General features: G+C 33.9%; 31 protein-coding genes and 1 pseudogene. 22 read left to right on the top strand and 10 right to left on the bottom strand.

Annotation, left to right across the window (positions count from 1 at the left end; genetic code table 11):
* The first annotated feature begins 22 nt into the window (after window positions 1-22).
* The 3 genes from ACIFUW_RS13510 to rpsI all read left to right on the top strand — a co-directional run bounded on the left by ACIFUW_RS13510 (window position 23) and on the right by rpsI (window position 1,860).
* Window positions 23-490, top strand: coding sequence for a Dps family protein (locus ACIFUW_RS13510; RefSeq protein WP_002297290.1), 468 nt, complete (start codon window positions 23-25; stop codon window positions 488-490).
* A 533-nt stretch (window positions 491-1,023) separates the two neighbouring features.
* A complete protein-coding gene (rplM, locus tag ACIFUW_RS13505) occupies window positions 1,024-1,452 on the top strand; it encodes a 50S ribosomal protein L13 (RefSeq protein ID WP_002323724.1) in 429 nt (142 codons plus the stop codon).
* 15 nt (window positions 1,453-1,467) lie between these two features.
* Complete coding sequence (gene rpsI, locus ACIFUW_RS13500) at window positions 1,468-1,860, top strand: 30S ribosomal protein S9 (protein ID WP_002287505.1); 393 nt, start codon at window positions 1,468-1,470, stop codon at window positions 1,858-1,860.
* 87 nt (window positions 1,861-1,947) lie between these two features.
* Here the strand turns inward: rpsI and ACIFUW_RS13495 are convergent, their stop codons facing one another.
* The 3 genes from ACIFUW_RS13495 to ACIFUW_RS13485 all read right to left on the bottom strand — a co-directional run bounded on the left by ACIFUW_RS13495 (window position 1,948) and on the right by ACIFUW_RS13485 (window position 5,116).
* Complete coding sequence (locus tag ACIFUW_RS13495) at window positions 1,948-3,174, bottom strand: tyrosine-type recombinase/integrase (protein WP_010729268.1); 1,227 nt, start codon at window positions 3,172-3,174, stop codon at window positions 1,948-1,950.
* A 71-nt stretch (window positions 3,175-3,245) separates the two neighbouring features.
* Window positions 3,246-3,548, bottom strand: coding sequence for a helix-turn-helix domain-containing protein (locus ACIFUW_RS13490; RefSeq protein ID WP_010729269.1), 303 nt, complete (start codon window positions 3,546-3,548; stop codon window positions 3,246-3,248).
* 380 nt (window positions 3,549-3,928) lie between these two features.
* On the bottom strand, window positions 3,929-5,116 hold the full coding sequence (locus ACIFUW_RS13485; protein WP_002296840.1) for an IS256-like element IS16 family transposase: 1,188 nt from the start codon (window positions 5,114-5,116) through the stop codon (window positions 3,929-3,931).
* Window positions 5,117-5,569: 453 nt separating this feature from the next.
* Here ACIFUW_RS13485 and ACIFUW_RS13480 point away from each other — a divergent pair, with 453 nt between their 5' ends.
* The 18 genes from ACIFUW_RS13480 (at window position 5,570) to ACIFUW_RS13395 (ending at window position 20,172) form a co-directional block, all read left to right on the top strand.
* The gene (locus ACIFUW_RS13480; RefSeq protein ID WP_010729270.1) at window positions 5,570-6,289 is read left to right on the top strand and encodes a metal ABC transporter ATP-binding protein; all 720 of its coding nucleotides are present in this window, start codon (window positions 5,570-5,572) and stop codon (window positions 6,287-6,289) included.
* Between the two features lies 1 nt (window position 6,290).
* Entirely contained in the window at window positions 6,291-7,133 is an 843-nt protein-coding gene (locus ACIFUW_RS13475) for a metal ABC transporter permease (RefSeq protein ID WP_010729271.1), read from the top strand.
* Complete coding sequence (locus ACIFUW_RS13470; RefSeq protein WP_010729812.1) at window positions 7,130-8,080, top strand: metal ABC transporter substrate-binding protein; 951 nt, start codon at window positions 7,130-7,132, stop codon at window positions 8,078-8,080. Before ACIFUW_RS13475 ends, ACIFUW_RS13470 begins: the two co-directional genes overlap by 4 nt.
* Before the next feature lie 14 nt (window positions 8,081-8,094).
* Window positions 8,095-8,328: a metal-dependent transcriptional regulator gene (locus ACIFUW_RS13465; RefSeq protein ID WP_002297302.1), complete on the top strand. Its 234-nt coding sequence runs from the start codon at window positions 8,095-8,097 to the stop codon at window positions 8,326-8,328.
* 330 nt (window positions 8,329-8,658) lie between these two features.
* Complete coding sequence (locus ACIFUW_RS13460; protein ID WP_074394433.1) at window positions 8,659-9,243, top strand: TetR/AcrR family transcriptional regulator; 585 nt, start codon at window positions 8,659-8,661, stop codon at window positions 9,241-9,243.
* A 129-nt stretch (window positions 9,244-9,372) separates the two neighbouring features.
* The gene (locus ACIFUW_RS13455; RefSeq protein ID WP_010729275.1) at window positions 9,373-10,041 is read left to right on the top strand and encodes an energy-coupling factor transporter transmembrane component T family protein; all 669 of its coding nucleotides are present in this window, start codon (window positions 9,373-9,375) and stop codon (window positions 10,039-10,041) included.
* Between the two features lie 10 nt (window positions 10,042-10,051).
* Window positions 10,052-11,467 carry an ABC transporter ATP-binding protein gene (locus ACIFUW_RS13450; protein ID WP_002303655.1) on the top strand — a complete coding sequence of 472 codons (1,416 nt, stop codon included), beginning with the start codon at window positions 10,052-10,054 and terminating at the stop codon, window positions 11,465-11,467.
* A gap of 17 nt (window positions 11,468-11,484) precedes the next feature.
* Window positions 11,485-12,054: an MptD family putative ECF transporter S component gene (locus ACIFUW_RS13445; RefSeq protein ID WP_002302405.1), complete on the top strand. Its 570-nt coding sequence runs from the start codon at window positions 11,485-11,487 to the stop codon at window positions 12,052-12,054.
* A 109-nt stretch (window positions 12,055-12,163) separates the two neighbouring features.
* Entirely contained in the window at window positions 12,164-13,918 is a 1,755-nt protein-coding gene (locus ACIFUW_RS13440) for an ABC transporter ATP-binding protein (protein WP_010729813.1), read from the top strand.
* Window positions 13,902-15,644 (top strand): ABC transporter ATP-binding protein, encoded by a 1,743-nt coding sequence (locus ACIFUW_RS13435; protein WP_010729277.1) that lies wholly within the window; start codon window positions 13,902-13,904, stop codon window positions 15,642-15,644. The genes ACIFUW_RS13440 and ACIFUW_RS13435 overlap by 17 nt, the downstream gene beginning before the upstream one ends.
* A 522-nt stretch (window positions 15,645-16,166) precedes the next feature.
* Window positions 16,167-16,436, top strand: a complete 270-nt coding sequence (gene rpsN, locus ACIFUW_RS13430) for a 30S ribosomal protein S14 (protein ID WP_002297316.1) — start codon at window positions 16,167-16,169, stop codon at window positions 16,434-16,436.
* A gap of 14 nt (window positions 16,437-16,450) precedes the next feature.
* On the top strand, window positions 16,451-16,630 hold the full coding sequence (rpmF, locus tag ACIFUW_RS13425) for a 50S ribosomal protein L32 (protein ID WP_002297318.1): 180 nt from the start codon (window positions 16,451-16,453) through the stop codon (window positions 16,628-16,630).
* Between the two features lie 31 nt (window positions 16,631-16,661).
* A complete protein-coding gene (locus tag ACIFUW_RS13420) occupies window positions 16,662-17,039 on the top strand; it encodes a hypothetical protein (protein ID WP_002297319.1) in 378 nt (125 codons plus the stop codon).
* A 20-nt stretch (window positions 17,040-17,059) separates the two neighbouring features.
* Window positions 17,060-17,209, top strand: a complete 150-nt coding sequence (rpmG, locus tag ACIFUW_RS13415) for a 50S ribosomal protein L33 (protein ID WP_002297320.1) — start codon at window positions 17,060-17,062, stop codon at window positions 17,207-17,209.
* Between the two features lie 23 nt (window positions 17,210-17,232).
* Window positions 17,233-18,216: a CobW family GTP-binding protein gene (locus tag ACIFUW_RS13410; RefSeq protein ID WP_002304819.1), complete on the top strand. Its 984-nt coding sequence runs from the start codon at window positions 17,233-17,235 to the stop codon at window positions 18,214-18,216.
* A 29-nt stretch (window positions 18,217-18,245) separates the two neighbouring features.
* A complete protein-coding gene (locus tag ACIFUW_RS13405; protein WP_002322279.1) occupies window positions 18,246-18,368 on the top strand; it encodes a putative metal homeostasis protein in 123 nt (40 codons plus the stop codon).
* A gap of 17 nt (window positions 18,369-18,385) precedes the next feature.
* The gene (locus ACIFUW_RS13400; protein ID WP_182482937.1) at window positions 18,386-19,909 is read left to right on the top strand and encodes a zinc ABC transporter substrate-binding protein AdcA; all 1,524 of its coding nucleotides are present in this window, start codon (window positions 18,386-18,388) and stop codon (window positions 19,907-19,909) included.
* 23 nt (window positions 19,910-19,932) lie between these two features.
* On the top strand, window positions 19,933-20,172 hold the full coding sequence (locus ACIFUW_RS13395; RefSeq protein ID WP_002304820.1) for a helix-turn-helix domain-containing protein: 240 nt from the start codon (window positions 19,933-19,935) through the stop codon (window positions 20,170-20,172).
* A 192-nt stretch (window positions 20,173-20,364) separates the two neighbouring features.
* On the opposite strand, the gene ACIFUW_RS13390 is transcribed toward ACIFUW_RS13395, so the two are convergent.
* Complete coding sequence (locus tag ACIFUW_RS13390) at window positions 20,365-20,826, bottom strand: IS30 family transposase (protein ID WP_002297325.1); 462 nt, start codon at window positions 20,824-20,826, stop codon at window positions 20,365-20,367.
* Window positions 20,827-21,020: 194 nt separating this feature from the next.
* Entirely contained in the window at window positions 21,021-21,239 is a 219-nt protein-coding gene (locus ACIFUW_RS13385) for a helix-turn-helix domain-containing protein (RefSeq protein ID WP_002317220.1), read from the bottom strand.
* A 117-nt stretch (window positions 21,240-21,356) separates the two neighbouring features.
* Here ACIFUW_RS13385 and ACIFUW_RS13380 point away from each other — a divergent pair, with 117 nt between their 5' ends.
* Window positions 21,357-22,973: a GTP-binding protein gene (locus tag ACIFUW_RS13380; RefSeq protein ID WP_269528371.1), complete on the top strand. Its 1,617-nt coding sequence runs from the start codon at window positions 21,357-21,359 to the stop codon at window positions 22,971-22,973.
* A gap of 240 nt (window positions 22,974-23,213) precedes the next feature.
* Here ACIFUW_RS13380 and ACIFUW_RS13375 read toward each other — a convergent pair.
* The 5 genes and pseudogenes from ACIFUW_RS13375 to ACIFUW_RS13355 all read right to left on the bottom strand — a co-directional run bounded on the left by ACIFUW_RS13375 (window position 23,214) and on the right by ACIFUW_RS13355 (window position 26,318).
* Window positions 23,214-24,554 (bottom strand): annotated as a pseudogene (locus tag ACIFUW_RS13375) (ISL3 family transposase).
* A gap of 437 nt (window positions 24,555-24,991) precedes the next feature.
* Window positions 24,992-25,138, bottom strand: a complete 147-nt coding sequence (locus ACIFUW_RS13370; RefSeq protein ID WP_138816292.1) for a transposase family protein — start codon at window positions 25,136-25,138, stop codon at window positions 24,992-24,994.
* A gap of 38 nt (window positions 25,139-25,176) precedes the next feature.
* Window positions 25,177-25,371: an IS3 family transposase gene (locus ACIFUW_RS13365; protein WP_002297332.1), complete on the bottom strand. Its 195-nt coding sequence runs from the start codon at window positions 25,369-25,371 to the stop codon at window positions 25,177-25,179.
* Window positions 25,281-25,613: a helix-turn-helix domain-containing protein gene (locus ACIFUW_RS13360; protein WP_002311665.1), complete on the bottom strand. Its 333-nt coding sequence runs from the start codon at window positions 25,611-25,613 to the stop codon at window positions 25,281-25,283. The genes ACIFUW_RS13365 and ACIFUW_RS13360 overlap by 91 nt, the downstream gene beginning before the upstream one ends.
* A 513-nt stretch (window positions 25,614-26,126) precedes the next feature.
* A complete protein-coding gene (locus ACIFUW_RS13355) occupies window positions 26,127-26,318 on the bottom strand; it encodes a helix-turn-helix domain-containing protein (RefSeq protein WP_002304825.1) in 192 nt (63 codons plus the stop codon).
* Window positions 26,319-26,379: the final 61 nt, after the last annotated feature.

Below are 26,379 nucleotides of genomic sequence, written 5' to 3'. Positions count from 1 at the left end.
AAAATGTTAGGAGGCAAGAAAGATGAAATTCCAACAAACCAAAGAAGTATTAAATCAATTAGTTGCAGATCTAAGCCAAATGTCTGTTGTTGTTCACCAAACACATTGGTACATGAGAGGACCAGGTTTCCTTACATTGCACCCAATGATGGATGAGTTCATGGATGATTTGAACGCTCAGTTAGATGAAGTATCCGAACGCTTGATCACATTAGACGGTTCACCTTATTCTACATTGCGTGAATTTGCAGATAACACAAAAATCCCTGATGAAATTGGCCGCTGGGATCGTACTATTCCAGAACGTTTGGAAACACTTGTTGCAGGCTATCGTTATCTAGCAGATCTTTACCAAAAAGGAATCGAAGTTTCTGGAGAAGAAGGCGACGATCCAACACAAGATATCTTTATCGAATTCAAAACAGCCACAGAAAAACGTATCTGGATGATCCAAGCTCATTTGGGCAAAGCGCCAGAGATCGACGCGTAAAAACTGTTGTTGAACTTGACCGAAAAAGAGGTTGTGAAATCAGCGTTTTGACCTGAGTATTAGAGAAACAAACGTCAAAATAGTTCCTCATATTTTGCCGTTTTTTGAGCTAATACCGAGGGTCAGCTGATTGAACACCGTTTACCAAGAGGTTGTAAGCCTGCCGTTCAGCTCCGAGTCACAAGAAACAATTTTAAAAAACAGCTTCTTATGTTTTATGGATATTGTGACTTGTGACCGAGGAGTTGGCAGGAGAACACCGTTTATTCAAAATAAGGGGTTGTGACAAGACTTTTGTCACAGCCTCTTTTTGTTTTTCATTTTGACAGGAAACGACCCTTTTATATAAAAGAAAGAAAAGAAGTAAAGTTTCATATAAATTTTTCAATCAAGCAGAAAAACGTTGACATTGACTAGATTAGCGGGTAATATGTTAAATGGTATTGTTTGCCCCACAAAGAGCCCCGGAAACTCGAAGTGTATGTCAAACATCAGAACTTAAATTGGAGGAAAATAACGTGCGTACAACATATATGGCCAAACCAGGCGAAGTAGAACGTAAATGGTATGTAGTAGACGCAACTGATGTTCCATTGGGACGTCTTTCAACAGTTGTTGCATCTGTACTACGTGGTAAAAATAAACCAACTTTCACACCTCATTTGGATACTGGCGATTTCGTCATCGTCATCAATGCAGACAAAGTGAAATTAACAGGTAAAAAAGCGACTGACAAAATTTATTACCGTCACAGCAACTACCCAGGAGGATTGAAATCAATCACTGCTGGCGAATTGCGTGCTAAAAATTCTCGTCGTTTGATCGAAACTTCTGTAAAAGGTATGCTTCCTAAAAACACTTTAGGCCGCAAACAATTTACAAAATTGAACGTATACGGTGGAGCAGAACATCCACATGCAGCACAACAACCAGAAGTTTTAGACATCACAAACTTAATCTAATAGGAGGGAATTTCATTGGCACAAGTTCAATATATCGGCACAGGCCGTCGTAAAAACGCAGTTGCTCGCGTACGTCTAGTACCAGGAACTGGCAAAATTACTGTAAATAAAAAAGATGTTGAAGAATACATTCCACATGCTGACTTGCGTGAAGTAATCAATCAACCTTTCGCTGTTACTGAAACAAAAGGCGCATATGACGTATTTGTTAACGTAAACGGCGGAGGATACGCTGGACAATCAGGAGCTATCCGTCATGGTATCGCTCGTGCATTGCTAGAAGTTGATCCTGACTTCCGTTTAGCTCTTAAACGTGCTGGCTTACTTACTCGTGACGCACGTATGGTCGAACGTAAAAAACCAGGTCTTAAGAAAGCACGTAAAGCTTCACAATTCTCAAAACGTTAATATCCTTTATATATCAACGTTTCTGGCACTTTTCAATTATTTGGAAAGTGCTTCTTTTGTTTTTAAGAACACATTTAAGAACACATATCAATCACACTTATTCAATCCTCTCTGAAAAGCTTCAAAAACAGCCTTATCAACTATATCTGGTGTGTTCACATATATCTTTGTTGTAGAAATATCTGAGTGTGTTAAAGCATTTGAAATTTGATTCATATCTGCTCCACCTTGTCTAGCTATAGTTGCATAAGTATGACGGAGTTTGTGTGGAGATAAATGAACTAAGTCAGGATGCCTTCTTTTAATTGAATTGATTCGATAGTTTAGGTAATCGGCATGAACAGGACAATTTACTTCTCCAGATGGTTTAGTATAAGTAAAGAGATACTGATCTAACGTTTGCTTAATTTTTAATTTCAACAATTGATCAGCTTGTACCGATTTCCATTCACTTAGCAATGTCATTACAACTTCTGGTACTTGAATGACGGTATCTTTTCGACCTTTTGTAAACTTTTTTCTTTGATATTTATCTAAAGTATGTTTAAGACGGACCGTTTGTTTTTCAAAATCAATATATTTCCATTGCAAAGCGTAAGTCTCACTTTTTCTATCACCAAGATACAGGGTAATCATAAAAAGTGTGTAATCATGAAAAGTAAGTAAATGATTATTAAAATCATCATTTACTGCTTCTATCCAATTAGTAAGTTCTTTTGATGATAGTGCTTGCTTACCTTCTTGTATTCTTTTTTCTTCTAAAGCATTTTTTTTAGGTGCAGTGATACTTTGAATAATTTTAGTAGTTCGATTAAATTCGATATAATTTAGTATTTCTGCAATATCGAACATGGAACGAACATATCCTTTTATGATTTTTATATTTGCATATTCTTTCGATTTTTTGGTTAATTCATCTGATATTATCTCAGTATTGATATTTAGATAATTCATTGCGTATTCACCAAACATAGGTAAAATATGCAACCGAAATATATCTTTTGTATTACTAATGGTTATATCACTAGGAGGCCTGTTTGATCTAATTGTTTGACCTAATTCATATCTAGGAAGCCATTTAGATTCGTAAAATTTTTTAAACGTTATTTTTCCTTTTAATTCTAATGAGTTTGCATTCTCCTCTCTCAAAACTTTTTCTATTTTCTTCTTCATATCATTTTCGGCTTTAATCGCCAATTGCCTATTTGGAAATGTTTTTTGATACTTTTCTGATGCAATTCCTGTTATTTCTTTAAACCTTTTTGGATATCTCAGATTAGTTTTATATTTCCCATTTGAAAGCTTTGTAGGCAAAATCCTCACTCCTTAAAAAAAGTAAGGCAGTATATTTCACTAATTTTAGTATATGCGGCGAGAAGAAAATTTCAAGTTATTTTAAATGTATTCATAAAGTCTTTAATATCTTCTACGTCAAAGCGAACTACACCACCAACTCTTATTACTGGGAAATTATATATACGAATCCACTTATCTAGAGTATTATTATCGATTCCTAGAAATGCACAGGTTTGTTTTTTATTCAGGTAGACTCTGGATTCTATAAAATCATCTCCTAAAATAGTAGTTATGAAATTTTTGAATTGCTTTGGGTAAGCACATAGGAATTTCACCTCTCCCCAGTTTACGGCGAGCCTTACGGAAGTATCATTATTTGCTGCTATTGTCATGGCATTTTGTTTTCCCAGAACAAAAAGAAATCTCTAAGTATTTGTCGCTAATCAGGTCATGGCGTACTTGAGTTTCTAGCTCGAATAGCAGGGATCGTTATTCAAAAATTGTATTTAATTGTCAATGATCAAAAATAGTTTTTTTCCTATTCACTATTAATAACGATAAACATGTATAAAAAGACACACTACGAAAAAAGTTAAATGGAGAGTCAAGTCCACAATCTTGTGTAAAAGTTCAACCTCATCAAAAGCACAATGTTTTGCGTTGTGAACCTAACTGCCATGCCTTTCTTTCTGAGGAGAGAGGTCAGGAGCAGTAGCGCAGCGACTCTTGATGTCTCTCCTCAGAAAGAAGAGACTCGCACAGGTTCATGGTGCTAAATGTTATTCGAATTAAATTCTAAATATTTTCGTGGAGAAGCCAGCCACTCAGTGTCTTTTTCCATCAAAAGTGTTCCAATTATCCGAGTGATGGAATTGATATTTGGAAAAATCCGAATCACTCGTTCTCTCCGGCGAATCTCTTCGTTCAACCGTTCCAACACATTGGTTGTACGAATCCTTCGGCGGATATTTTCAGGAAAAGACAAAATTTGAATAGCATCTTCAAAGCCGTTTTCTAAAATGTCGCAAGCAGCACTTAATTTTGAATCACAACCATATTTTTCCAAGAAGTGCTCTTTTCTTTCACGTGTCAATTCAAGTTCAGAGGCTTTAAAGATACTCTTCAACTCGTCTTTTACATCAGAAGAAACTTTCTTTGGCAGCTTATCAAAAATATTTCTCAAAAAGTGGGCTTGGCATCTTTGCCAGCTCGCACCTAAAAAGTTCTTGCGAACAGCCTTAACTAACCCTTTGTGTGCATCAGAAATGACCAGTTTTACACCGAACAAACCTCGTTGAACGAACGATTGAAAAACGGTATCCCAATTATCTTCCGATTCGCCGTCTTGAACATCAAAACCAAGAATCGTACGTCGTCCATCAGAATCAATGCCGATACCAATATATACACCTTTTGAGACAATACGATGATTTTCCCTTACTTTCATATACAGGGCATCACACATGAAAAATGGATATTCCGAGCCTTCTAGGCTCCGGTTTCTCCACTCAAAAACAAATGGATCCAACTGTTTCATCAGATTTGAAACGAATGATTTAGAAACAGTCGCACCATCCGTTAGCAGTTCAACTGTTTTAGTTACTTTGCGAGTGGAGACACCAGAAATGACCATTTCAATCATGGCAGCGATCAAAGCTTTTTCGCTTCGCTGATATCTTTCAAAGATAGTAGGACTAAACTTACCGTCTCTGGTTCGTGGAACATGAAGTTCTAACGTACCAATTCGAGTTGTAAACGAACGATCGTAGTAACCATTTCTTTGTGATTGCCGTTCTTCTGAACGTTCATAGGCATTTGCCTGAATATATTGATTTCGTTGTTCTTCCATCAGCTGATTAAACATGATAGTCATAAGTGTTTTTGCGGTATCATTCGCACCGCTTTCGTTTATAATTGCTTGAATTTCTTCGCTTTCAAAAGTAAAATGTACTTGAGTCATTGATATCAGTCCTATTCGAGTATGTTTTCTGCAAAAAACATTGTACTCCTAACTGAGATCAATGGCTTTTTTGATGCTTCACTTTTACACAATTATATGGACGTAATCAAATGGAGTTTACTGATTTTCATATTTGTATATGGAACAGACATAGTCTTGAATAATTTTTATAAATGTTTTGATGCTTATCAACTTATTCAACCCGCTATCCACTTCAAGTATAATTTTTCCATACGCCAATAAAGTAGTTTTAGGAGCATGTTCTCATTTGAGAACGCTCCTTTTTTATATATTTTGAAAGCTACTTACTATACGCGTAGTTTCAAATAGTTTTGTCATTCTAATCTTCAGCAACAGAAAAAAATCTAAACTATAAAATTTAGGGTTGACTAAAATATAATTTTTGTATACCATATGATCGTGATAATCATTATCATTTAGAAGGAGAAAGTTATGTTAGAAGTGAAAAAGCTTAATGTTTGTTATAACGATTTTTTAGCATTGAACGAGATTTCTTTAAAAATACAAGAAGGTGCTTTAACAGGTATTATTGGTCCAAATGGTGCTGGAAAATCCACATTGCTTAAAGCAATGTTAAATATTATCCCTCATCAGGGAGAGGTCTCCATTAATAATGAAGATATCAATAAAAAACTGGTGAAGATTGCATATGTAGAGCAAAAAGCTGATATTGATTTTACTTTTCCAATAAAAGTAAAAGAATGTGTATCTATGGGAACATATGCCGGAATGAAAGTTTTTCAAAGAATTAAAAATGCAGAATGGCAAAGAGTTTCAAAGGCTTTGGAAAAGGTCGATATGGGAAAATATTCTAATCATCAAATAGGAGAATTATCTGGAGGACAATTTCAACGTGTACTTTTAGCAAGATGTCTTGCTCAAAATGCGGATTTCATATTTTTAGATGAACCATTTGTAGGGATAGACTTAGTTAGTGAACGAATAATTATGGATACGTTAAAAAAATTGAAACATCAGGGAAAAACAGTGCTAATTGTGCATCATGATTTAAGCAAGGTAAAGAAGTATTTTGATAATATTATTCTTTTGAATCGAAATCTAATTGCTCACGGAAGTGTAGAATCTGTATTTAATGAAGAAAATTTAAAAAAAGCCTATGGAGATACTATATTTATTGGAGAGGGGGAATAATATGCTTCAAAATTTTATTAATGGTCTGTATGACTTTCACTTTTTACAGAATGCTCTAATTACATCTGTAGTTATAGGGATTGTTTCTGGAACAGTAGGTTGTTTTATTATTTTAAGAGGAATGTCTCTTATGGGTGATGCTATTTCTCATGCTGTTTTGCCAGGAGTAGCAATTTCTTATATTTTAGGTATTAATTTTTTTATTGGTGCGATTGTATTTGGTCTATTAGCTTCTATCATTATTACTTTTATAAAAAGCAATAGTGTAATAAAAGGAGATACAGCAATTGGTATTACTTTCAGTTCTTTTTTAGCACTAGGAGTTATCCTTATAGGAGTTGCAAATAGCTCAACGGATTTATTTCATATTTTATTTGGAAATATTTTAGCTGTACAAGATATTGATAAGTGGATTACAATTGGCGTTTCGGTTTTAGTGTTGGTTATAGTAGTTCTATTTTTTAAAGAATTATTAATCACTTCTTTTGATCCATTAATGGCAAAAGCAATAGGGATGAATGTCAGTTTTTATCATTATCTATTGATGGTTCTATTAACTTTAGTAGCAGTAACAGCTATGCAAAGTGTGGGAACTATATTAATTGTTGCAATGTTAATTACACCAGCAGCTACAGCATATTTATATGCAAATAGCTTGAAAACTATGATATTTATTTCTGCAACAGTCGGAGCAAGTTCATCATTGCTTGGATTGTTTATTGGTTATAGTTTTAACATAGCAGCAGGATCAAGTATTGTTTTAACAGCGGCATTCTTATTTGTAATTAGTTTTCTAATCTCACCAAAACAAAAATTTTTAAGAAAGAAGGAGAGATCGTTATGATGAGAAAATGGAAAGCAGTACTGGGAAGTCTGGGGATTTTGATTGCTCTTTTTATATTCGGGGCATGTTCAATAAATAGTAAAGACAAAGATAAAGTGGCTTCGAACGAAAAATTAAAAGTAGTAGTTACTAATTCGATTTTAGCAGATATTACCGAAAATATAGCAAAAGATAAAATTGATTTACACAGTATCGTACCTATTGGGAAAGATCCCCACGAATATGAACCTTTGCCTGAAGATGTTCAAAAAACTTCAAAAGCAGATTTGATTTTTTATAACGGTGTTAACTTGGAAACTGGAGGAAATGCTTGGTTTACAAAATTAGTTAAAAATGCGAACAAAGAGGAAAACAAAGACTATTTTGCAGCAAGTGATGGCATAGATGTTATTTACTTAGAGGGTCAGAGTGAGAAAGGGAAGGAAGATCCTCATGCTTGGTTAAATTTAGAAAACGGTATTATTTACGCTAAAAATATTGAAAAACAGTTAGCGGAAAAAGATCCTGATAATAAAAAATTCTATAAAGAAAATCTAGATAAGTATATTGAAAAATTGGATTCTCTAGACAAAGAAGCTAAATCTAAATTTGCTTCAATTCCGAATGATAAAAAAATGATTGTTACAAGTGAAGGATGCTTTAAATATTTCTCGAAAGCGTATAATGTGCCTTCTGCTTACATTTGGGAAATCAACACTGAAGAAGAAGGAACACCAGATCAAATAAAACACTTAGTTGAAAAATTACGCACAACAAAAGTTCCCTCCTTATTCGTAGAAAGCAGTGTGGATGATAGACCAATGAAAACAGTATCAAAAGATACCAATATTCCTATCTATTCAACGATTTTTACTGATTCAATTGCAGAAAAAGGACAAGATGGTGATAGTTACTATGCGATGATGAAATGGAACCTGGATAAAATTGCTGAAGGCCTTTCGAAATAATTTGGAGGGTAGGTATGGTACAAATTAAAACGACTACTATACTAATTTATTTACTAGCAATTCAGGAATTATCAAAAAGAAAAAAGAAATTAAAAAATAATGATTTAGCAAAAGTTCTAAGTGTTAGTCCAGCATCTGTAAGTGAGATGCTGGCTAAACTTAGATATGAGGACTATTTAGATATAGGATTTCAATTAACTGATAAAGGGAAAAAATTTATTGACGATTACAAAAAAGGTTTTAAGTAAAAGACTTTATTTTTAGGGAGGATAAGAAAATGGCTATTGGAGTGATTATGATAGGACTTATCCTAATAGCTGGATATAATTTTTTTAAATCTTTCTCGGATTATTTTAGAAAAGGTGAATGATTTAGATGAGTCTATTAATTCTTGTAGGATTGCTTTTTGTATCAGTTATTCTGCTCTTTCTCATTAGTTTAGCTCTAAGGAATGAGTTCAGTAATAAACGTTAACGATTGAAACTTCAAGTCCTGTGTAAGATAATAAAGTTAATTCATCTTATTAGGAGGAAGTACCCATAGAAACCAGAGATTATATTATAACTCACCAAAAGTTAATAGAAAGTGGACTAAGCCATTTTGAAAAAGAAGGATTTCAGCAAACTAAGATAAGGCAACTGTGCCTGACCGCAGGCGTAACTACGGGTGCTTTTTATAAACATTTTACTTCTAAGGAAGCGTTATTTGAAGAAATTATTCAGCCGCATATTAATGCGCTTATTAATATGTATAATGAAGAGTTTACCAAATACCTCTTAAACTTAGAAAATATAGATATAGAGAAAAGTTGGAGAGAGAACTTCAATGAATTAGATCCATTTATTAATTATATTTTTGAGAATAAACGTATATTCGATTTGATTTTATTCCAATCAGCTGGAACCAAATATCAAGATATTGTTGAAAAAATTACATCATTTGTGACGAAAAAGACAGTCTGTTGTCTAGATAAGTTAAAGACTATCGGAATGATCAATCAAAATTTAGTCTTTAATGAAGAAGAAATCCACTTCTACATTTACTCATTCTACGCTACATTCTATGATATATTGAAGCATAGCTATTCAAAAGAAAAGACTATGCTATTAACCAGAAGATTGTATCAATTTTCTGTTCCTGGGTGGATTGAATTACTGAGTTAATTAAAAAAAGCTTGCATTGAGAATTGTTCTCAGTTATGCTTTTTGATAAGATCGCACTGTTATCTGAATAACGGTGCATTTTTATCAGCTTAAGATAACAGTGCGATCTTATTTTTTGGAGGTGAAAGAGTGTCAAAAATCAATCCGTTAACCTTGATTACTTTAAATATTTTTTTTCCGGTCATTATTTTTTTAGGAAAGGGAAATATATTTCAAGTGGGGTGTTTCATTATTGCTACAGTTTTAGTATTGATGTTTCGTAAAATAAAGACATGTATTTATTTCATCTTGATTTATTCAGTTCTGTTTTTAGTAATGAAAATTATTGATGCTATCAAGATAGAGTTTTTTACTATATTTTTTGCGACATCCTTATATATTGTATTTCGAATGTTGCCGGTCGTAATGATCTCATGGTTGTTGGTTAGTGTCTATACTAGCAATGAATTATTATCCTCTTTAGAAAAAATACATTTACCGAAAAAAATAATGTTAAGTATTACAGTAGTGATCAGATTCTTTCCGACTTATCGTTCTGAAATAAGAATGATTAAAGAATCTTTAAAAATGAGAAACATTCGCTTGTCTTTTTTTCAGCCTCTGCAATATTTGGAATTTCTGTTAGTTCCCGTTCTTATACGTGCAACTATGATTGCTGAAGAAATGACCGCTAATGCAATAACAAAGGGGATAGAATCTCCTGTGAAAAGAAGTTCTTACTATAAAACAAACATGAGCTTATTAGACTATATCATCCTGTTTTCCGTTACTATTTTTTTCTTAAGTATTTTGATTTGAGGTGAAAGAATTGTTTGAATTTAACAATGTTTCTTTTTCATATAAGGATGTTAAGGAACAAGCGCTTGTTGACCTTAATTTTTCAATAAAAAAAGGCAGTCTTACATTGATTACTGGTTCTTCTGGGAGTGGGAAATCCACACTATTAAAGTTAATGAATGGACTTATTCCAAGACTTTATGACGGAAAATTGGTTGGGGAAATTTTATTTGAAAATAACTCGCTACAATCCTTAACACAAGAAAGTATATCAAAAAATATTGGCTACGTAAGTCAAGATCCTAGAGGACAATTCTTTACAACAAATACAACGAGTGAGTTAGTATTTTCGATGGAAAACTTTGGATTTACAAAAGAGCATATGGATAAAAGAATCAATGAATTAGCTGAATTATTAGATCTTTCAAATATATTAGATAAAAACATTTTTTCGCTATCAAGTGGTGAACGGCAGAAAATTTCTATTGGATGTAGTTTATCGCTAAACTCTAAATTAATTATATTGGATGAACCGTCTTCAAATTTGGACTTCAAAGCGACTAAGAAACTTGCTGACTTACTTTGTGATTTAAAAAATAAAGGATTTACTATTGTTATAGCTGAACATCGTTTTTACTATTTGAAAGAATTAATTGATCAAGTTCTATTTGTTAAAAATAGAACTGTAAAAACTACAACTATTCAGTTGTTAAAAACTGAAAACAATAACGCATTAAGGAAATTTGACATTTTTAATAGTTCGATTGAAGTTCCCTATATCGAAAAGGTAAGTGCAGATGTATTAAAAGTTGAAGAAATTACTTATGAAAATATTCTAAAAGACATAAATTTTGATGTCAAAGTTGGAGATGTTATTGGTTTGGTAGGGAAAAACGGTGTGGGGAAAACAACCTTACTAAGAATACTCATGAAGATTATTCGCCCTACCAAAGGAAAGATAATCGAAAATAAAAAAAATTTGTCATCGCCGTTTTTAGTAATGCAAGAAATGGATTACCAATTTTTCACAGAATCAGTGAGGAGCGAGTTAGCCCTGGGGAATGAAATAGTTAGTAAAGATCAGCAAGAAAAAATTTTAAAAAAAATGGAACTTTATAAAATGAAAGATCAATTACCGTTTGATTTATCCGGTGGAGAAAAACAAAGATTATTGGTTTCTATAGCTTCATTGTCAAAAACTAATTTATTTCTATTTGATGAACCTACAAGTGGGTTGGATTATATTAATATGGAAAGGATTGCTGACCTTATTAAAGACTTAAAAGAAAAGGGTGCAGTAGTTATAGCTACTCATGATCCGGAATTTCTTTATAAAACATGCAATAGAATTATTTATTTAAAAAATGGTGGAATAAAAAAAGATATAAAACTTAGAGTAGAAGATTCAACTTTGATAGAACAGATTTTTAATGACATAACGAAATAGAATTGAGGAGAATATATATGAAAACAAAAGATTATATTTTTATTGGTTTAGCTACAGTTATTTCCCTAGTAATTTACTTTTTTTCAATAATGGTTAGTAGTATTGGTGGGGCGTTTGGTCACAGCATATCCCCCGGGATTTTTGGATTATTATCTGGAATCATATTTGTTTATATTAGCTATAACTACCCTAGAAAAGGAATTTTTACTATTTACACAATTGTTTTATTGTTATTTTTTACGTTAATGGGCGGGGCGTACTTACCTTGGTTTATCAGTTCGATTAGTATGGCGATCTTAGCTGATATTATTCTATCTGTATTTGGATATGATCGAGCAATTCCTCAAGTTGCGTCTTGGGCTCTAATGCAATTAGGCAGTGCTGCCGGACAGTGGATTCCTATATGGTTCTTTACAGATCGTTTTCGTCAAGATTGGATAGATAAAGGACAATCTGCTGCAACAATGGATGCAATGATCCACTATGCGGTAGGTATATGGGGAATCATTTCAGTGTTAGTTGTAGCAAGTTTATCTATGATTGGTGTATTGATTGGAAGAAAAGTCTTAAAAAAATACAAAAAATAGAACGTAGTTTACCTTTTATCTGTTTGTACATCTCTAATTTACGCTATTACGGAAAGCATTAACAGTTGTAAACGAATAAGAGAAGAAATTGAATGCGGGGGAGGAAAAAATGAAAGTATACAAAAAATTATTTAGTTATGTCCCTAAAATGAAATACTACGGATGGTTAGCCACTTTATTTTCTGATTTTTCTGTCGTATTAACAGTCTATGGATATTACAGTATTTACAAATTTCTTCAGTCTCTAATTATTGTAGGAGATGAATATTTAGCTAAGAGTTATGCGGTTCAAACTGTTGCTTGGTTAACTTTAGGAGCTTTATTTTATATTTTTTCTGGCTTATTTTCTCATATCCTTGGGTTTCGCTTAGAGACTAATTTGAGAAAAAAGGGAATTAGCGGTTTAACAGAAGCAAGTTTTCGTTTTTTTGATTTAAATTCTTCGGGATATATTCGAAAGACAATTGATGACAACGCGGCTAAAACACATATGGCAATTGCTCACTTGATTCCAGATAGTGCTCAAGCCATAGTAACACCTGTTTTATCAGTTGCCTTAGGCTTTTTCATTAACTTTAAAATTGGATTGGTTCTAATCGCCATGTTAGTAATTGGTGTATTCTTGTTAAAGAAAATGACAGAGAATACAAATTTTATTCAAAAATATCAAGAATCGTTAGATGTGTTAAGCTCTGAAACGGTAGAATATATCCGCGGAATTCAAGTTATAAAGATATTTGGTGCTAAAGTAACATCATTTAAAGCCTTGAATAAAGCAATTAACGATTATGCTAAGTTTGCATATAAGTATTCTTTGAGTGGGAAAACACCTTTTGTTCTTTTTCAATGGCTATTTTTTGGCATAGTTTGCATTTTGATAGTTCCTATAACCTTTTTTATAACTTCTCTTACCACTCCCAAGATATTAGCTGTTGACTTGTTGATGTTGTTTTTTTTAAGTGGAATTATTTTTGTTTCTTTCATGAGAATAATGTATGTAAGTATGCACTTGTTTGAAGCAAGATATGCAGTCGAAACACTAGACTCCCTTTATTTAGAAATGAAGCAAGACCAACTAAAATATGGGAACGAGACACAGATTAAAAATTGTGACATTGCATTTGAAAATGTCAGCTTTTCATACAAAGAAGAGTGTGTTTTAGAAAATTTCAACTTAGTTTTAGAACAAAAAAGAATTTATGCATTAGTAGGAAAATCAGGAAGCGGAAAGAGTACGATAGCTAAACTAATTTCAGGTTTCTACAATGTGGATAAGGGACAGATTAAAATTGGTGGTAAGCCTTTAAATCACTATTCAAAAGACACAATTATTAACACAATTGCTTTTGTCTTTCAAGATACGAAACTATTCAATCAGAGTATTTACGATAACGTTTCTATAGCAAATCCTCAAGCGCCAGCAAGTAAAGTATTTGACGCGCTAAGATTAGCCGGTTGCGAATCGATTTTAGAAAAATTTCCCGAAAGAGAGCATACCTTAATTGGTAGTAAAGGAGTTTATCTGTCAGGAGGAGAAAAACAACGTATAGCTATTGCCAGAGCAATTTTAAAAGATGCAAAGATTGTTATTATGGATGAAGCCAGTGCATCTATTGATCCAGATAATGAGTATGAACTACAAAAGGCTTTTCAACATCTGATAAAAGAAAAAACAGTTATTATGATAGCTCATCGATTATCCAGCATTAAATCTGTAGATGAAATTCTTGTCTTGTCAGAAGGGAAAATAGTAGAACGTGGAAATCATAATGAATTAATGGCTAAACATCAAGTGTATAAACAATTGGTCACTAATTATGAGAATGCAAATGATTGGAGGCTTGACAATGAAAAGTTTTTATAAAAACAAATTTGCTTTAAGTGATCAGGGCGCAGAAGCTTTAACTAAAGCTTCTATTTCTAGTTTTTTTGTATACTGCATTAATATGGTACCAGCATTCATTATAATGATGCTGATAGACGAATTAGTTTTAGAAAATACAAAGCCCCGTTGGCTTTATTTTGCCGTATCGTTTGTTACTTTGCTTTTCATGTATTGGTTGTTAGATAGGGAGTATGAAAACTTATATAATAGTACTTATAAAGAAAGTGCGCATTTAAGAGTGCAAATTGCAGACGATTTGTCAAATTTACCATTATCCTATTTTTCAAAACATAATTTATCAGATTTATCTCAAACTATCATGTCTGACGTTGAAGGTATTGAGCATGCGATGAGTCATGCAATACCTAAAGCCGGCGGTATGGCTCTGTTTTTCCCTTTTATTTCAGTGATGCTTTTGGTTGGTAATGTCAAAATGGGATTAGCTGTTATTTTGCCAACGTTATTTAGTTTTGTCTTAATCTTGTTATCAAAGAAATCCCAAACGAAAGCCAATACTAAATATTACGATACTTTGAGAGAAAACTCGGAAGAATTTCAAGAAACTATAGAATTGCAGCAAGAGATTAATAGCTTTAATCTATCTAAAAAAGTTCAAGACAGACTTTTCAAAAAAATGGAAGAGAGTGAAAGGATTCATTTAAAGGTAGAATTAAGTACTTTTTCAGTCATGGCCTTATCCTCTATTTTCTCATATGTTAGTTTAGCAGTAGTCATTCTAGTAGGTGTTCACTTACTGTTAACGGGTGAAGTGACTATACTCTACGTCGTTGGTTACTTACTAGCCGCAATAAAAATAAAGGATTCCTTCGATTCTATGAAAGAAGCAGTGCTTGAAATATTTTATTTAGCTCCTAAAATACAGCGAATTAGAGCTATGAAGGAAACCAGTATCCAAGAGGGATCAGATAGTCCTCTGAAATCTTTTGACATTGAGTTGCGAGATGTCTCTTTCTCATATGATAACAATACCCCAATTTTAGATCATATCTCTTTTACGGCTAAACAAGGAGAAGTGACTGCGTTAGTAGGTGCTAGTGGTTCCGGGAAAACTAGTATCTTGAAATTAGTGTCTAGACTGTATGATTATGATGAAGGCTGTATTTTAATTGATGGGTATGATATTAAACGTGTATCTCCAGCTTCTTTGTTTAGCAAAATCGCTATTGTTTTTCAAGAGGTAACTTTGTTTAATACAAGTATTTTGGAAAATATACGTATTGGAAATAGTCAAGCGTCAGATGAGGAAGTGAAAAAAGCAGCTCGTTTAGCTAACTGCGAAGACTTTATTGAAAAACTACCTGACGGTTATCATACATTGGTCGGAGAAAACGGAAGTTCACTTTCTGGAGGAGAGCGACAACGCCTATCCATAGCACGGGCTTTTTTGAAAAATGCGCCAATTTTAATTTTAGATGAAATTACTGCCAGTTTAGATGCGGAAAATGAAAAACGTATTCAGGAAAGTTTAAATCGTTTAATACAAGATAAGACAGTACTAATTATATCGCATCGCTTGAAGTCTATTGAAAAGGTAAATAAAATTGTAGTGATGGATCAAGGAAAACTAGTTGATCAAGGTACTCATAATGAGTTGTATCGAAGGTCAGAAATATACAAAAATCTCATAAAGAAAACTAAACTATCTGAGAAATTCGTCTATGAAAAAGAAGCTCAATCACGATGATGAAATAGGCTTTAAATTAACCTACAATTTTTGGGATATAGTTATAATTCTTTTTCAAAAAGAATAATTTTATTAAACAGCATCTAATTTTGAATACACGAAAGAATCAGTATGATTGAATTAGTTCACTTAATGTCTATTCTTATAATATAAGGAATAATCAAAGTTTTAAAAAATTGGCGATAAACCAGTTAAACATAAAAGATTGAATAAAAAGTTATAGTTTCTTTCATATTGCCGTTTTAAGTAGAGGAAAAGCTACTTAAAACGGTATTTGTGTTTGATTGGACTAATAAAAGTGAATTCTTATTTTTCAGAGCCTAAACTGCATATTCTTTTAAATGATTTGATTATCTCTATGTACCGATAAATTCGTTTTCAAATAGTTATCTATTCATATGAGTTTTATTTCATGTTATTTATTGTTGACAAGAGCAACTCTTGTTGGTAAAGTATCAGTGTCAAAACGTAACGATTACGATTTGAGGTGTCTAAATCAAAATAAAAGGAGTATAAAGGTATATGGCAAAAAAGTCGAAAATTGCTAAAGCAAAGAAACAAATGGCGATGATTGAAAAGTATGCAGATAAACGTCAGGAATTAAAAGCCGCAGGAGATCGCACCGCTCTCGCTAAATTGCCAAGAGATTCAAATCCGAATCGTCTGAGGCTTCGTGATCAGACGGATGGTCGTCCAAGAGGGTATATGCGAAAGTTCGGTATGTCCCGTATTAAGTTTAGAGAACTTGCCCATCAAGGGTTGATTCCTGGAGTAAAAAAAGCAAGTTGGTAAAAGGAGGAAATATCATGGCAGTACCAGCAAGAAAAACATCTAAGGCGAAGAAACGGTTAAGAAGAACTCATCAAACTGTAGTAAAACCAGAAATTTCATTTGACGAAGCGAATGGTGATTATAGACGTAGCCATCATGTATCTTTAAAAGGGTACTATAATGGAAAGAAAGTAATTAAAGGAGCTTCAAAATAGTTTAATATATAACTTTTAGGAGGGAATCAAAATGGAAATTATTTACCCACCTTTAGTTGAAGAAGGATTAAAGTATTATCTTGAAACGACCCAGCAATCGCTAGATAAATGCACTTTTTATCGTTCGATGGTAGAGAGAGGAATTATTACTGAAACGGGTTTACCGACCCAACAGGCAATTGAAAATGGATTAGTCAAAGATTACTATGAGGACCAAGGCTTATCATTTGATGATTTTTTAAGAATCTATCCAATTTTTGAAGAGTATGACGAGGAGTTATTTCAATGTATCGATGGTTATTGGGAGATACCTGTTGATATGAAAGAAAATTTAGTTTCACAATTGGAATCTGGCGAGTTAACTTTTGAAGATGCACAACAAATTCAAGCATATCTTGAAGATCGATAAGTATTGAAGGAGGAAGATTTATGCGTCAAAATATTATTTTGGAATGTGTCGAAACTGGAGAACGTCTGTATCTCACCAGCAAAAATAAACGGAATAACCCTGAACGGTTAGAATTAAAAAAGTATTCGCCAAAATTGCGCAGACGGGCAATTTTTAAAGAAGTGAAATAGCTAAGTGGTAAAAAGGTGACAAAATGGGCATACCAGTTACAATCGTTTCTGGGTTTTTAGGGGCTGGAAAAACAACGCTAATCAATCAAGCCTTGCAAGTCTCACCCTACCCCAGGGAAGAAATTATTATAATTGAAAATGAGTTTGGTGAAGTTGGGATTGATCACAAATTATTAGTTCATAGCGAGGAACGGGTGTTACAACTAAATAATGGATGTATGTGTTGCAGTCTTCGCAGTGATTTATTAGCAATATTGATTTCTTTACTGGAAACAATAGAAGAACATCAACAACCAATTTCACAAATCATCATTGAAACTACAGGTATAGCAGATCCCCAACCAATCATTCAAACACTTTTAACAGCGCCTCAACTAAGAGGAAGAGTATATATCGATAGTTTATTGACTGTTATTGATAGTGACAGTTTTGAACTTATTGAAAGAGAACCACAAGCCCTTAAGCAACTTGTCATGGCAGATCGCATTTTTGTGTCTAGAAAACAAAACTTGAATTTATCTGCACTAAAAAAATTACAGAGAGAAATCAAAAGTATTAACCCTTTATCCGATATTCGAATGTTCACACATAGTGAAACGATTCAAAAAAAGGATTTTTATAATTTGAAAAAATTTAATCATCCCTTAGTTTTTGAAAGTGATTCATCAGAAAATCACTATAATGGCAAATACTATCATCAACACCATCAAGTACATGAGTTTAAATCAATTCTCTTAACTTCAGATCAAGACATAAAAAAAGATTTTTTACTCCAATGGATTGACTGGCTGATTTTAACCAACCAAGGGAGCCTGTATCGTTTTAAAGGATTGATTGCTTTACAAGAGCAGGATTTTATAGTTGCCATGCAAGAGGTAAACGAACAGGTTAATTTTCAATACACCACTCGACAAAAAGACCAAACCACTATTATTCTAATCGGAAAAATGTTGGATGAAGAAAGGATCAAACAGAGTTTTGATAAATTACTGGCGGAAAGCAAATAATGATAAGTAGTGATTGGGGGTAATTTCTAATGGAGAAAACGGATATATCTAGTGCATATCGACGACTTAAAAGCCCGAATATTAAAACTAGAAAAAGGGCATTAAAAATTATCAAAGAACATAAACGAAATAAAATGAAGAAATTAGCATAATTAAGGAAGGAAAAAGAATGAAGAAAATCAGTGTAGGACTTGTTGGGATAGCAGCTCTAGGATTATTGGGAGCTTGCTCCAGCACTAATGATGCAAAAGTATCGAATGATAAAGATGGAAAATTAGAAATTGTAACAACATTCTATCCAATGTATGATTTCACCAAAAACATCGTCGGCGATGAAGCGAACGTGGATTTAATGGTTCCAGCGGGATCAGAACCTCATGACTATGAGCCCTCAGCTAAGGATATGGCAAAAGCTCATGATGCTGATGTTTTTGTATATCATAACGAAAACATGGAATCATGGGTACCAAAAGCTAAAGAAAGTTGGAAGAAAGCTGGGCCTAATGTAGTAGAAGGAACAAAAGACATGATTTTATTGCCAGGTAGTGAAGAAGAAGATCATGATCACGGAGAAGAAGATCACCATCATGAACTAGATCCTCATACGTGGGTTTCACCCAAAATGGCAATTAAGGAAGTTTCAAATATCAAGGATCAGTTAGTTAAATTGTATCCGAAAAAAGCAAAAGTATTTGAGACAAATGCTGAAAAGTATTTGACTAAACTGAAACGGTTGGATGCTGACTATACCACTAGTCTTAAAGAAGCGAAACAAAAAAGTTTTGTGACGCAACACGCAGCCTTTGGATATTTAGCTTTGGATTATGGATTGAAACAAGTTCCTATTGCTGGACTAAGTCCTGAAGAAGAGCCATCTTCTGGTCGATTAGCTGAATTAAAAGAGTATGTTAAAAAAAATAAGATCAATTATATTTACTTTGAAAAGAATGCTAATGATAAAATTGCAAAAACTTTGGCCAACGAAGCTGGGATAAAATTGGAAGTACTGAATCCTCTTGAAAGTCTTACAAAAGAACAAATGGATAATGGTGAAGATTATGTTTCAGTAATGGAAGACAATCTAAAAGCGTTAGAAAAAACAACTATGGTTGCTGGTGAAGAGGTAGTTCCAGAAAAAGAAGCGAAGGATGAAAAGACAGTTGCTAATGGGTACTTTAAAGATGCCGATGTGAAGGATCGCGAATTGAGTGATTATACAGGCGAATGGCAATCTGTTTATCCGTTGTTAAAAGATGGAATTTTGGATGAAGTTTTCGATTACAAAGCAAAAATCAATAAAGACATGACAGCTGCCGAGTACAAAGATTATTATACTACTGGCTATAAGACAGATATTGATACTATCAACATTAAAGACAACACCATTGATTTTGTAGTCAACGGTGAACATCATCAATACACATACAAATATGTTGGATACAAAATTTTGAATTATGAAAAAGGAAACCGTGGTGTTCGTTTTAATTTTGAAACTGATGATGCAGGTGCTGGTCGTTTTAAATATATTCAATTTAGTGATCATGGAATTGCACCAAGTAAGGCAGAGCATTTCCATATTTTCTTTGGTGGAGAAAGTCAAGAAAAACTCTATAATGAATTGCATAATTGGCCTACTTTCTATCCAGCTTCATTGTCTAAACATGAAATTGCTCAAGAAATGATGGCTCATTAAAATTCAATTTTTGGAGGAAATACATGGTAAGAAAAGTATTATTGTCTATGGATTCCAAGAATATTGATGCTTATCGGCGTTATCGATTTGCAAAGCAAATGAGATTAAATGGGAGTACATTAGCTGATATTGCTGCAACTTTACATGTTAGTATTGACACAGTTCATAGAGTATTAAAACGGGATCCTGATTGTTGTTTTATCAAGGTCAATACTGGAAGAAGTAGACGTTTAGCAAAACGGCATAATAGCTTGGCCAATTAATTGATAATACCAGAGTAGATCATTTTTCCCTTATTTGGATTTGATCTGCTTTTTATTATGTCTTGAATTGTCAAATCAAGCGCAACACTTTATCAAAGAAGACTTCATAAGGTGTTCTCCAATCTAAACACTTTCTAGGTCTGTTATTCAGTTTTTCAATCATCTGATTTATCGTTGAGTTATCTACCGTAGCTATCTCTTTCGATTTTGGCAAGTATTCTCGAATGAGTCTATTCGTATTTTAATTTGTTCATTGTTGCCAAGGGCATGAGGATCTGGAAAATAAAAGGGCATATTATTCAATGCTTCTGTAACTGCGAAATGATTGGAGAATTCTTTTCCTCTATCTGGAGTGATCGTTTTGACCGCCTCATTTGGAATACTGCTTAAAAGTTCAATCATTTTCTCGCTCACATAAGCGGCTTTCTTTCTGGGGACCTTCTTTCCTGCTAAAAGGAAGCATGATTTTCTGTCTGTCAAAGTCACTAAACAAGTACCACCAGTTTTGCCAGCTACAATATCGGCTTTCCAATGACCAAAATCACTTCTATCATCTGCGGATTTTGGACGGCCATGGATCGAATGAGTAAGGCAAATCTTTCCACGAGACTCGACATGATTTTTTGTATGTCTTGTTTTTCCTCGATGGTGCAATGAACGGATCAGGCCTTTATTGCCGTGTGAGAGGGGTTCTGTATCGAAAAGATCATTGCAAATTGCACGTTAGATCGTGATAAAACTAATTGAAAAGTCCATATGTTCATGCTTCAAACGATTCGAGATTTCCTCTGGCGACCACTGAAAATCGACAAATAAATGACGAACAATTGACCAAACTCACGGATCATTTAGAATGTGATAACGTCCGCATTTTTTTCTTCGATAAGCATAATTTTTTTCCGCTTTGGAAGGTGAATAGTTTTTTTCTTGTTTCTTCTCAGTTCATGTAAAATAGTAAACGGGCTATGCTGAATGTCGTTGCCAATTATACTAATAGAAAATCCTTCTTCGTGAAGCAGAAAGATTCTTTCTCGTTCGAGTATAGTAAGATGACGATACTGGCTCATAATTATTTTCCTTCTAGGAGTGTTCTCGACAAACTTATACTAGTTGGATATCGATTATGACTCATTTTTATGTGTTGCACTTAAAGTGTAAATTCAAGGTATAGAAAGAGGTTCCCTATGAAAAAAATACCTATTACAATCTTAACTGGCTATCTTGGTTCAGGAAAAACGATACTTCTAAATCATATTCTGTACGGTGATCACGGAAAGGAAATTGCTGTCATTGTAAATGACATAGGGGAAGTAAATGTTGATGGGGTATTAGTCGACAAGAAAGGTTTTAAAAGAACTGGAGAAAAACTTGTTTCGATGCCGAATGGATGCATTTGTTGTACATTACGCGAAGATTTGATTGTTGAACTAGATCAATTAGTGCAATTTTCTGACTTGAATCAAATTGTTATTGAAGCTTCAGGAATCAGCAAACCAATTCCAATTATTCAAGCAATTATATTAGCTAAAAACCCTTTAGACATTGATTTGACCCAACGATTAGAGATTGGTGCCATTATTATAGTAGTGGATGTAAAACGTTTTTGGGATAATTTCGAAACGGGTGAAAAGATTCAGGAAAGAAAAGCTGAAGGTAATGTAGTTGAAGAAGAACAGGATATTCGTGGCTTGTTAATTGATCAATTCGAGTGTTGTAACATATTACTTTTAAATAATAGTGACTTAGTGTCAACCAAGACGATTTACAAAATTAACGGTCTAATTGCTAAGTTACAGTCCAATGCCAAAATAATTAGGACAATTAAAGGTGAAGTAGACTTATCGAAAATTCTAAATACAAATCTTTTTAATATAGATGAGACTTCCTATTCAGTGGGCTGGTTCAAAGAGTTAGAGCTTGGCTATCAAAATCATATTCCTGAAACAGAAGAATATGGTATCTCAAGTTTTATCTATCGAAATCGGTTACTCCTTGACGCACAAAAATTTGCCCATCTTACGGATAAAAATTTTCCTGGCAATATTACAAGAGCAAAAGGGTTTCTTTGGTTTGCCCAACATAGTGATTTTTCGACGATCTTTGAAACATCGGGTAGCTATAAAAGTATTGAATCATTAAATTATTGGGTAGCTAGTTTACCTAAAATTGAGTGTCAAATGATTATACAAAAAAATCCCGAATTGAAGGAAGCCTGGCATCCGTTGTTTGATGAACGCATTAATAAACTAGTTTTTATTGGTATGAAGATGGATCAACAATGTATTAAGGAACAACTTGAGGGTTGTTTAACTGATTCTCTTAATGCAGATAATTTCCGAAAAATTTCACCATTTCCATGGAAAAAGTCTAATATGTTTAGCCAGATATCGTTAATGAAATTTTTAAGAAAAGCTGGTGTCAAGATAGGCGATGTCATAATTATTGGCATTTTGATTATTACCTCTTTTATTCCCTTATTTGTATTCTCTATAGAAAAGGAGAATGAAACAACTGAAGATGCTATCAAATATGCCATCGTTCGAATTGATGGCAAGGAAATGGATCGCTTCGATTTGGATAAGATCAATCATAAACTCGTGAATTATCATCCTGCGAAGGGACAATATAATATTGTTGAGATTAAAGATGGAAGAATTCGAGTTAAAGAAGATAATAGTCCTGATCAAATCGCGGTTAGAACTGGATGGATCTCAAAACCCGGTCAAACGAGTATTTGTTTACCCCATAAGTTAGTTATTAGTATTGAGAAAAAAGAAAGCACAGATTACTACATTTACTAATCTGGAAATAGATGAGGAGGTTTTTAATAAGAAAAAGATATTATTATTAATAATAGCAGGGGCTTTATTAAGTGTGTTAAGCGCTTGTGGACAAGAAAAAGAAGCGGTGACAACAGGCACAAGTATCTTTAACGGGACCTGCAATGGTTTAGTTAACAGTCGGTTAGATTACTTATTTTGGCTCTTCGTCAATGAGTGTTGGTGAAGAAATTCAATAGAATAATCGAGATACTCACACGGCTAGACAGCTATCTTGTCTAGCCGTGTTGTTGTTCTGGCTTTAGTCAGTTGGGTAGTATTCTTAGTTTTCTTAAAATATTTTCCTCGATATAAAAAGATTCGTTCTCGGTAGTTTTGAAAGTTTCTATAGCCATAGGCAATTCGTTTTAGTACTTTGATATGGTTATTCAAACATTCTATAGGGCCGTTGGAATAGGGAACGCGCAACGCTCGTTTGATTTCTGTTTGGTATTTCTTGAAGGTCGTGAACACTGGTTGGTAGTGCTCTGGCAACTCCTTGTAGTCTTCTTTTAGGAGCGCGACGAATTCAGGAACATCTTGTCTTCTGATAACGGAAAGAAAATCCTGGTAGACTTCGTAGCCTCGCTTTAAGGAATCATCATAAGATAATAGCCGATCGACTATCTCTGCTTCTGTCAGATGATCTCGAAATGACGGACGCCAGTAGCGATGCTGACCTTTCAATTCCCACGCATTCTTTTGAAGTAGTTTCCAGTATTTCTTTAAGTGCTTCGACCGACGATCCCCTTTTTTAAAGGTCTTCATTACTTGAATTCGGTGGTTGGTAAAAGCCCGACCAATGTGTTGGCTAATATGAAAGCGATCGGCGACGATTCGGGCATTCGGAAAACACTCTTTCACCAATGTGCGATAGGGTGTATAGAAATCTGAAACCACTAGACGCACTTGTTCACGGACTTTTATAGGGTAGCGCAAGAAATAGTCGCGTAAAGGATTGAGTTGCCGATTTTCCACAATATCAATCAGTTGATGGGTCTTGCCGTCCATCATGACAAAGCTCATGGCTCCCGAGACATTTTTCACTGATTTGAATTCATCGAAACACACCACTTCTGGTAACAGCTGGCTCAAAGAAATGGTTTTAGGCCGAAGGCTGCGAAGTATTCGAATGACAGTGGTCGGAGAAATGTGCTTCATACGTGCGATCAAAGACATAGAAAGAGGTTCGCTTAATAGCTCAAGAATGGCTTGTTTGACTCTGCGAGCAATGGAGCAGCGACGATCACTAACTGAATCTTCTGCTAAAAAAGTCTTTCCACAGTGTTTACATTTGAAGCGCTGTTTGTTAATCCGCAGAATGGTCTTGTAGTTACTGACATCATTCAATAAGATGGATACTTTTTTCCAGCCCTATTTAATGATCGTTTGTTCATTTTGATAGTGGCGATGAAAGCATTCCTCCGGTTGATAGGTCAATGTGCCATCAAAAACAAAACATGTTTCGTCATTGATTCGCTCTTTGCGAAAGGCATCTTCATGAAAGATAAGATTTAGGTCTAGAATATCTAGTAACTCTTTGGTAAACTCTGAATAGGACATCTTGAAACACTCCTTTGAATGGTTTTCGTCGACTTTATTCTAAAGGATTTTAAGGTGTCTGTTTGCGTTTATTAGAAAAAAGAAAAAGTATTGGCAACAGAAGGCGTCACCAACACTAGATATTATAGATCCCTTATTTTCTTCGCTTCAAATTGTCAAGGAGTCATCATAAATTTTGTATGGATTCTTTTGTTTGGGTAGTAGTCTTCTAAATAATCTTGGATTAACACCTTCATCTCTATTTTACTTTTATATTTGTTGGAGTCGATTAATTCTCATTTGATTGATCGATGAAACGCTTCAATTACTGCATTGTCAACAGGAGTCCCAGTTTGGCTCACTGAATGTGTGATGTGGTGGTCGTTCAACAGCTCTTGATAAATAAAAGACCGATGCTGGCTACCTCTATCGGAATGAATTACCGTAGGCAATTCTCCTTAATAAATTTGTAATGGACGGACGACAATCTCTTTTTTCATGTGTGAATCTACCATATAGTAACGTAGAATACGAGTTGCTAAGTCAATATAGGTGGACAAATAGAGGCGACCGTCATTACATGGAATGTAAGTAATATCCATCACCCAAACAGCATCAATTTGGTTCTGTTCAAATTATCGATTCAACATTTTTTTACCATTTCTTTGATTGTTTTTTCTCTACCATGAGAAGATTTGCGTCGATGAAATCCTCTTGTGCATAAATTCATTTCACGCATAAGAACAGCTACAACACGTTTATTGATTTCGATTCCTTCATCGTAAAGTTTTTGAGTGATCCCTGGAGATCCGTATCGATCTTTGTGTTCGTAGAACACTCGTCTTCCTCTTTTAGTCGTTTATTTTCCTGTTCAAGAATGTAGAAATCTGCTTTATCAGGTAATCTTTTTCCTTGTCCAGCAAAAGCATTTTTCCCGTATCGACGATATTCTGAAACCCATCGGGAAATTGTTGGACGAGAGATATTGTATTCTTCAGCAATTTTCTTGGTAGTTACTTTTTTCTCAAGGATATCCTGTGAAATCTTTAGTTTAAATTTACGATCATATGTTTTTCTCAATAGAGTTCATTCCTTCCGGTAACGTAACTGATAGTCAAGAAAAGTGTATCATAGCCCAACTTAGTATCAGGGTTTGTCAACTAAACTGTGGAAGTTGATAGATAAGAGTTTTTAACAACCAAAATTCTCTTGACTATTTTTGAAATCAGACAAATTTTGATTGGACACATAGTTGAATAAATCTACCGTCGTTACGGAAGGTAAATCGCATGCTTTTCAATTCTAGAGGAGAAGTCCTCGTTGAAGTACCATAGCCCAGTTCTGGATTCGACCTCCTGCCCACTTCATACGTAAATAAAGTAATTTTAGGAGTGAGACTGTGACAAAAGTTATTTTTAAGCTAAAAACGAATTAAAAAACGTTGATAATTAAAATCATTCGTTTTAGATTCTATGAATCATTATAGAACGCTGTAAAATCGATACTTTATAATTATAAAGAAGATAGTTTCAAATTTATTGTTCGAAATTTGAAACTATCTTTTTACTTATGTCACAGACTCCCTTAGTTGAGTTATTCTTTAATTTCGAATTTCGAGATAGCTAGATATATTGCAAGCATACATTCTTGATAACAATCTTGATCATATTTTCCAGTTCTCCAGGATTGCTTATGAATCAAAGAGCTAAATCTTTTGAGAATTGCCTCAACAGCTTCTTCATTTCCAGCCTTTGCTAAAATGAAATCTTCTTTTAAAGAATTCATAAATCTACCTTCTTCCCATGGACTTATAATCTATTTCTTTGGGAAGGAGGAGAACGAGCAA

The organism is Enterococcus sp. PLH-Efm8 (genome assembly GCF_053011625.1).
Note: the sequence above shows the minus strand (reverse complement) of the source record. Positions and strands in the feature narration are given on the sequence as shown.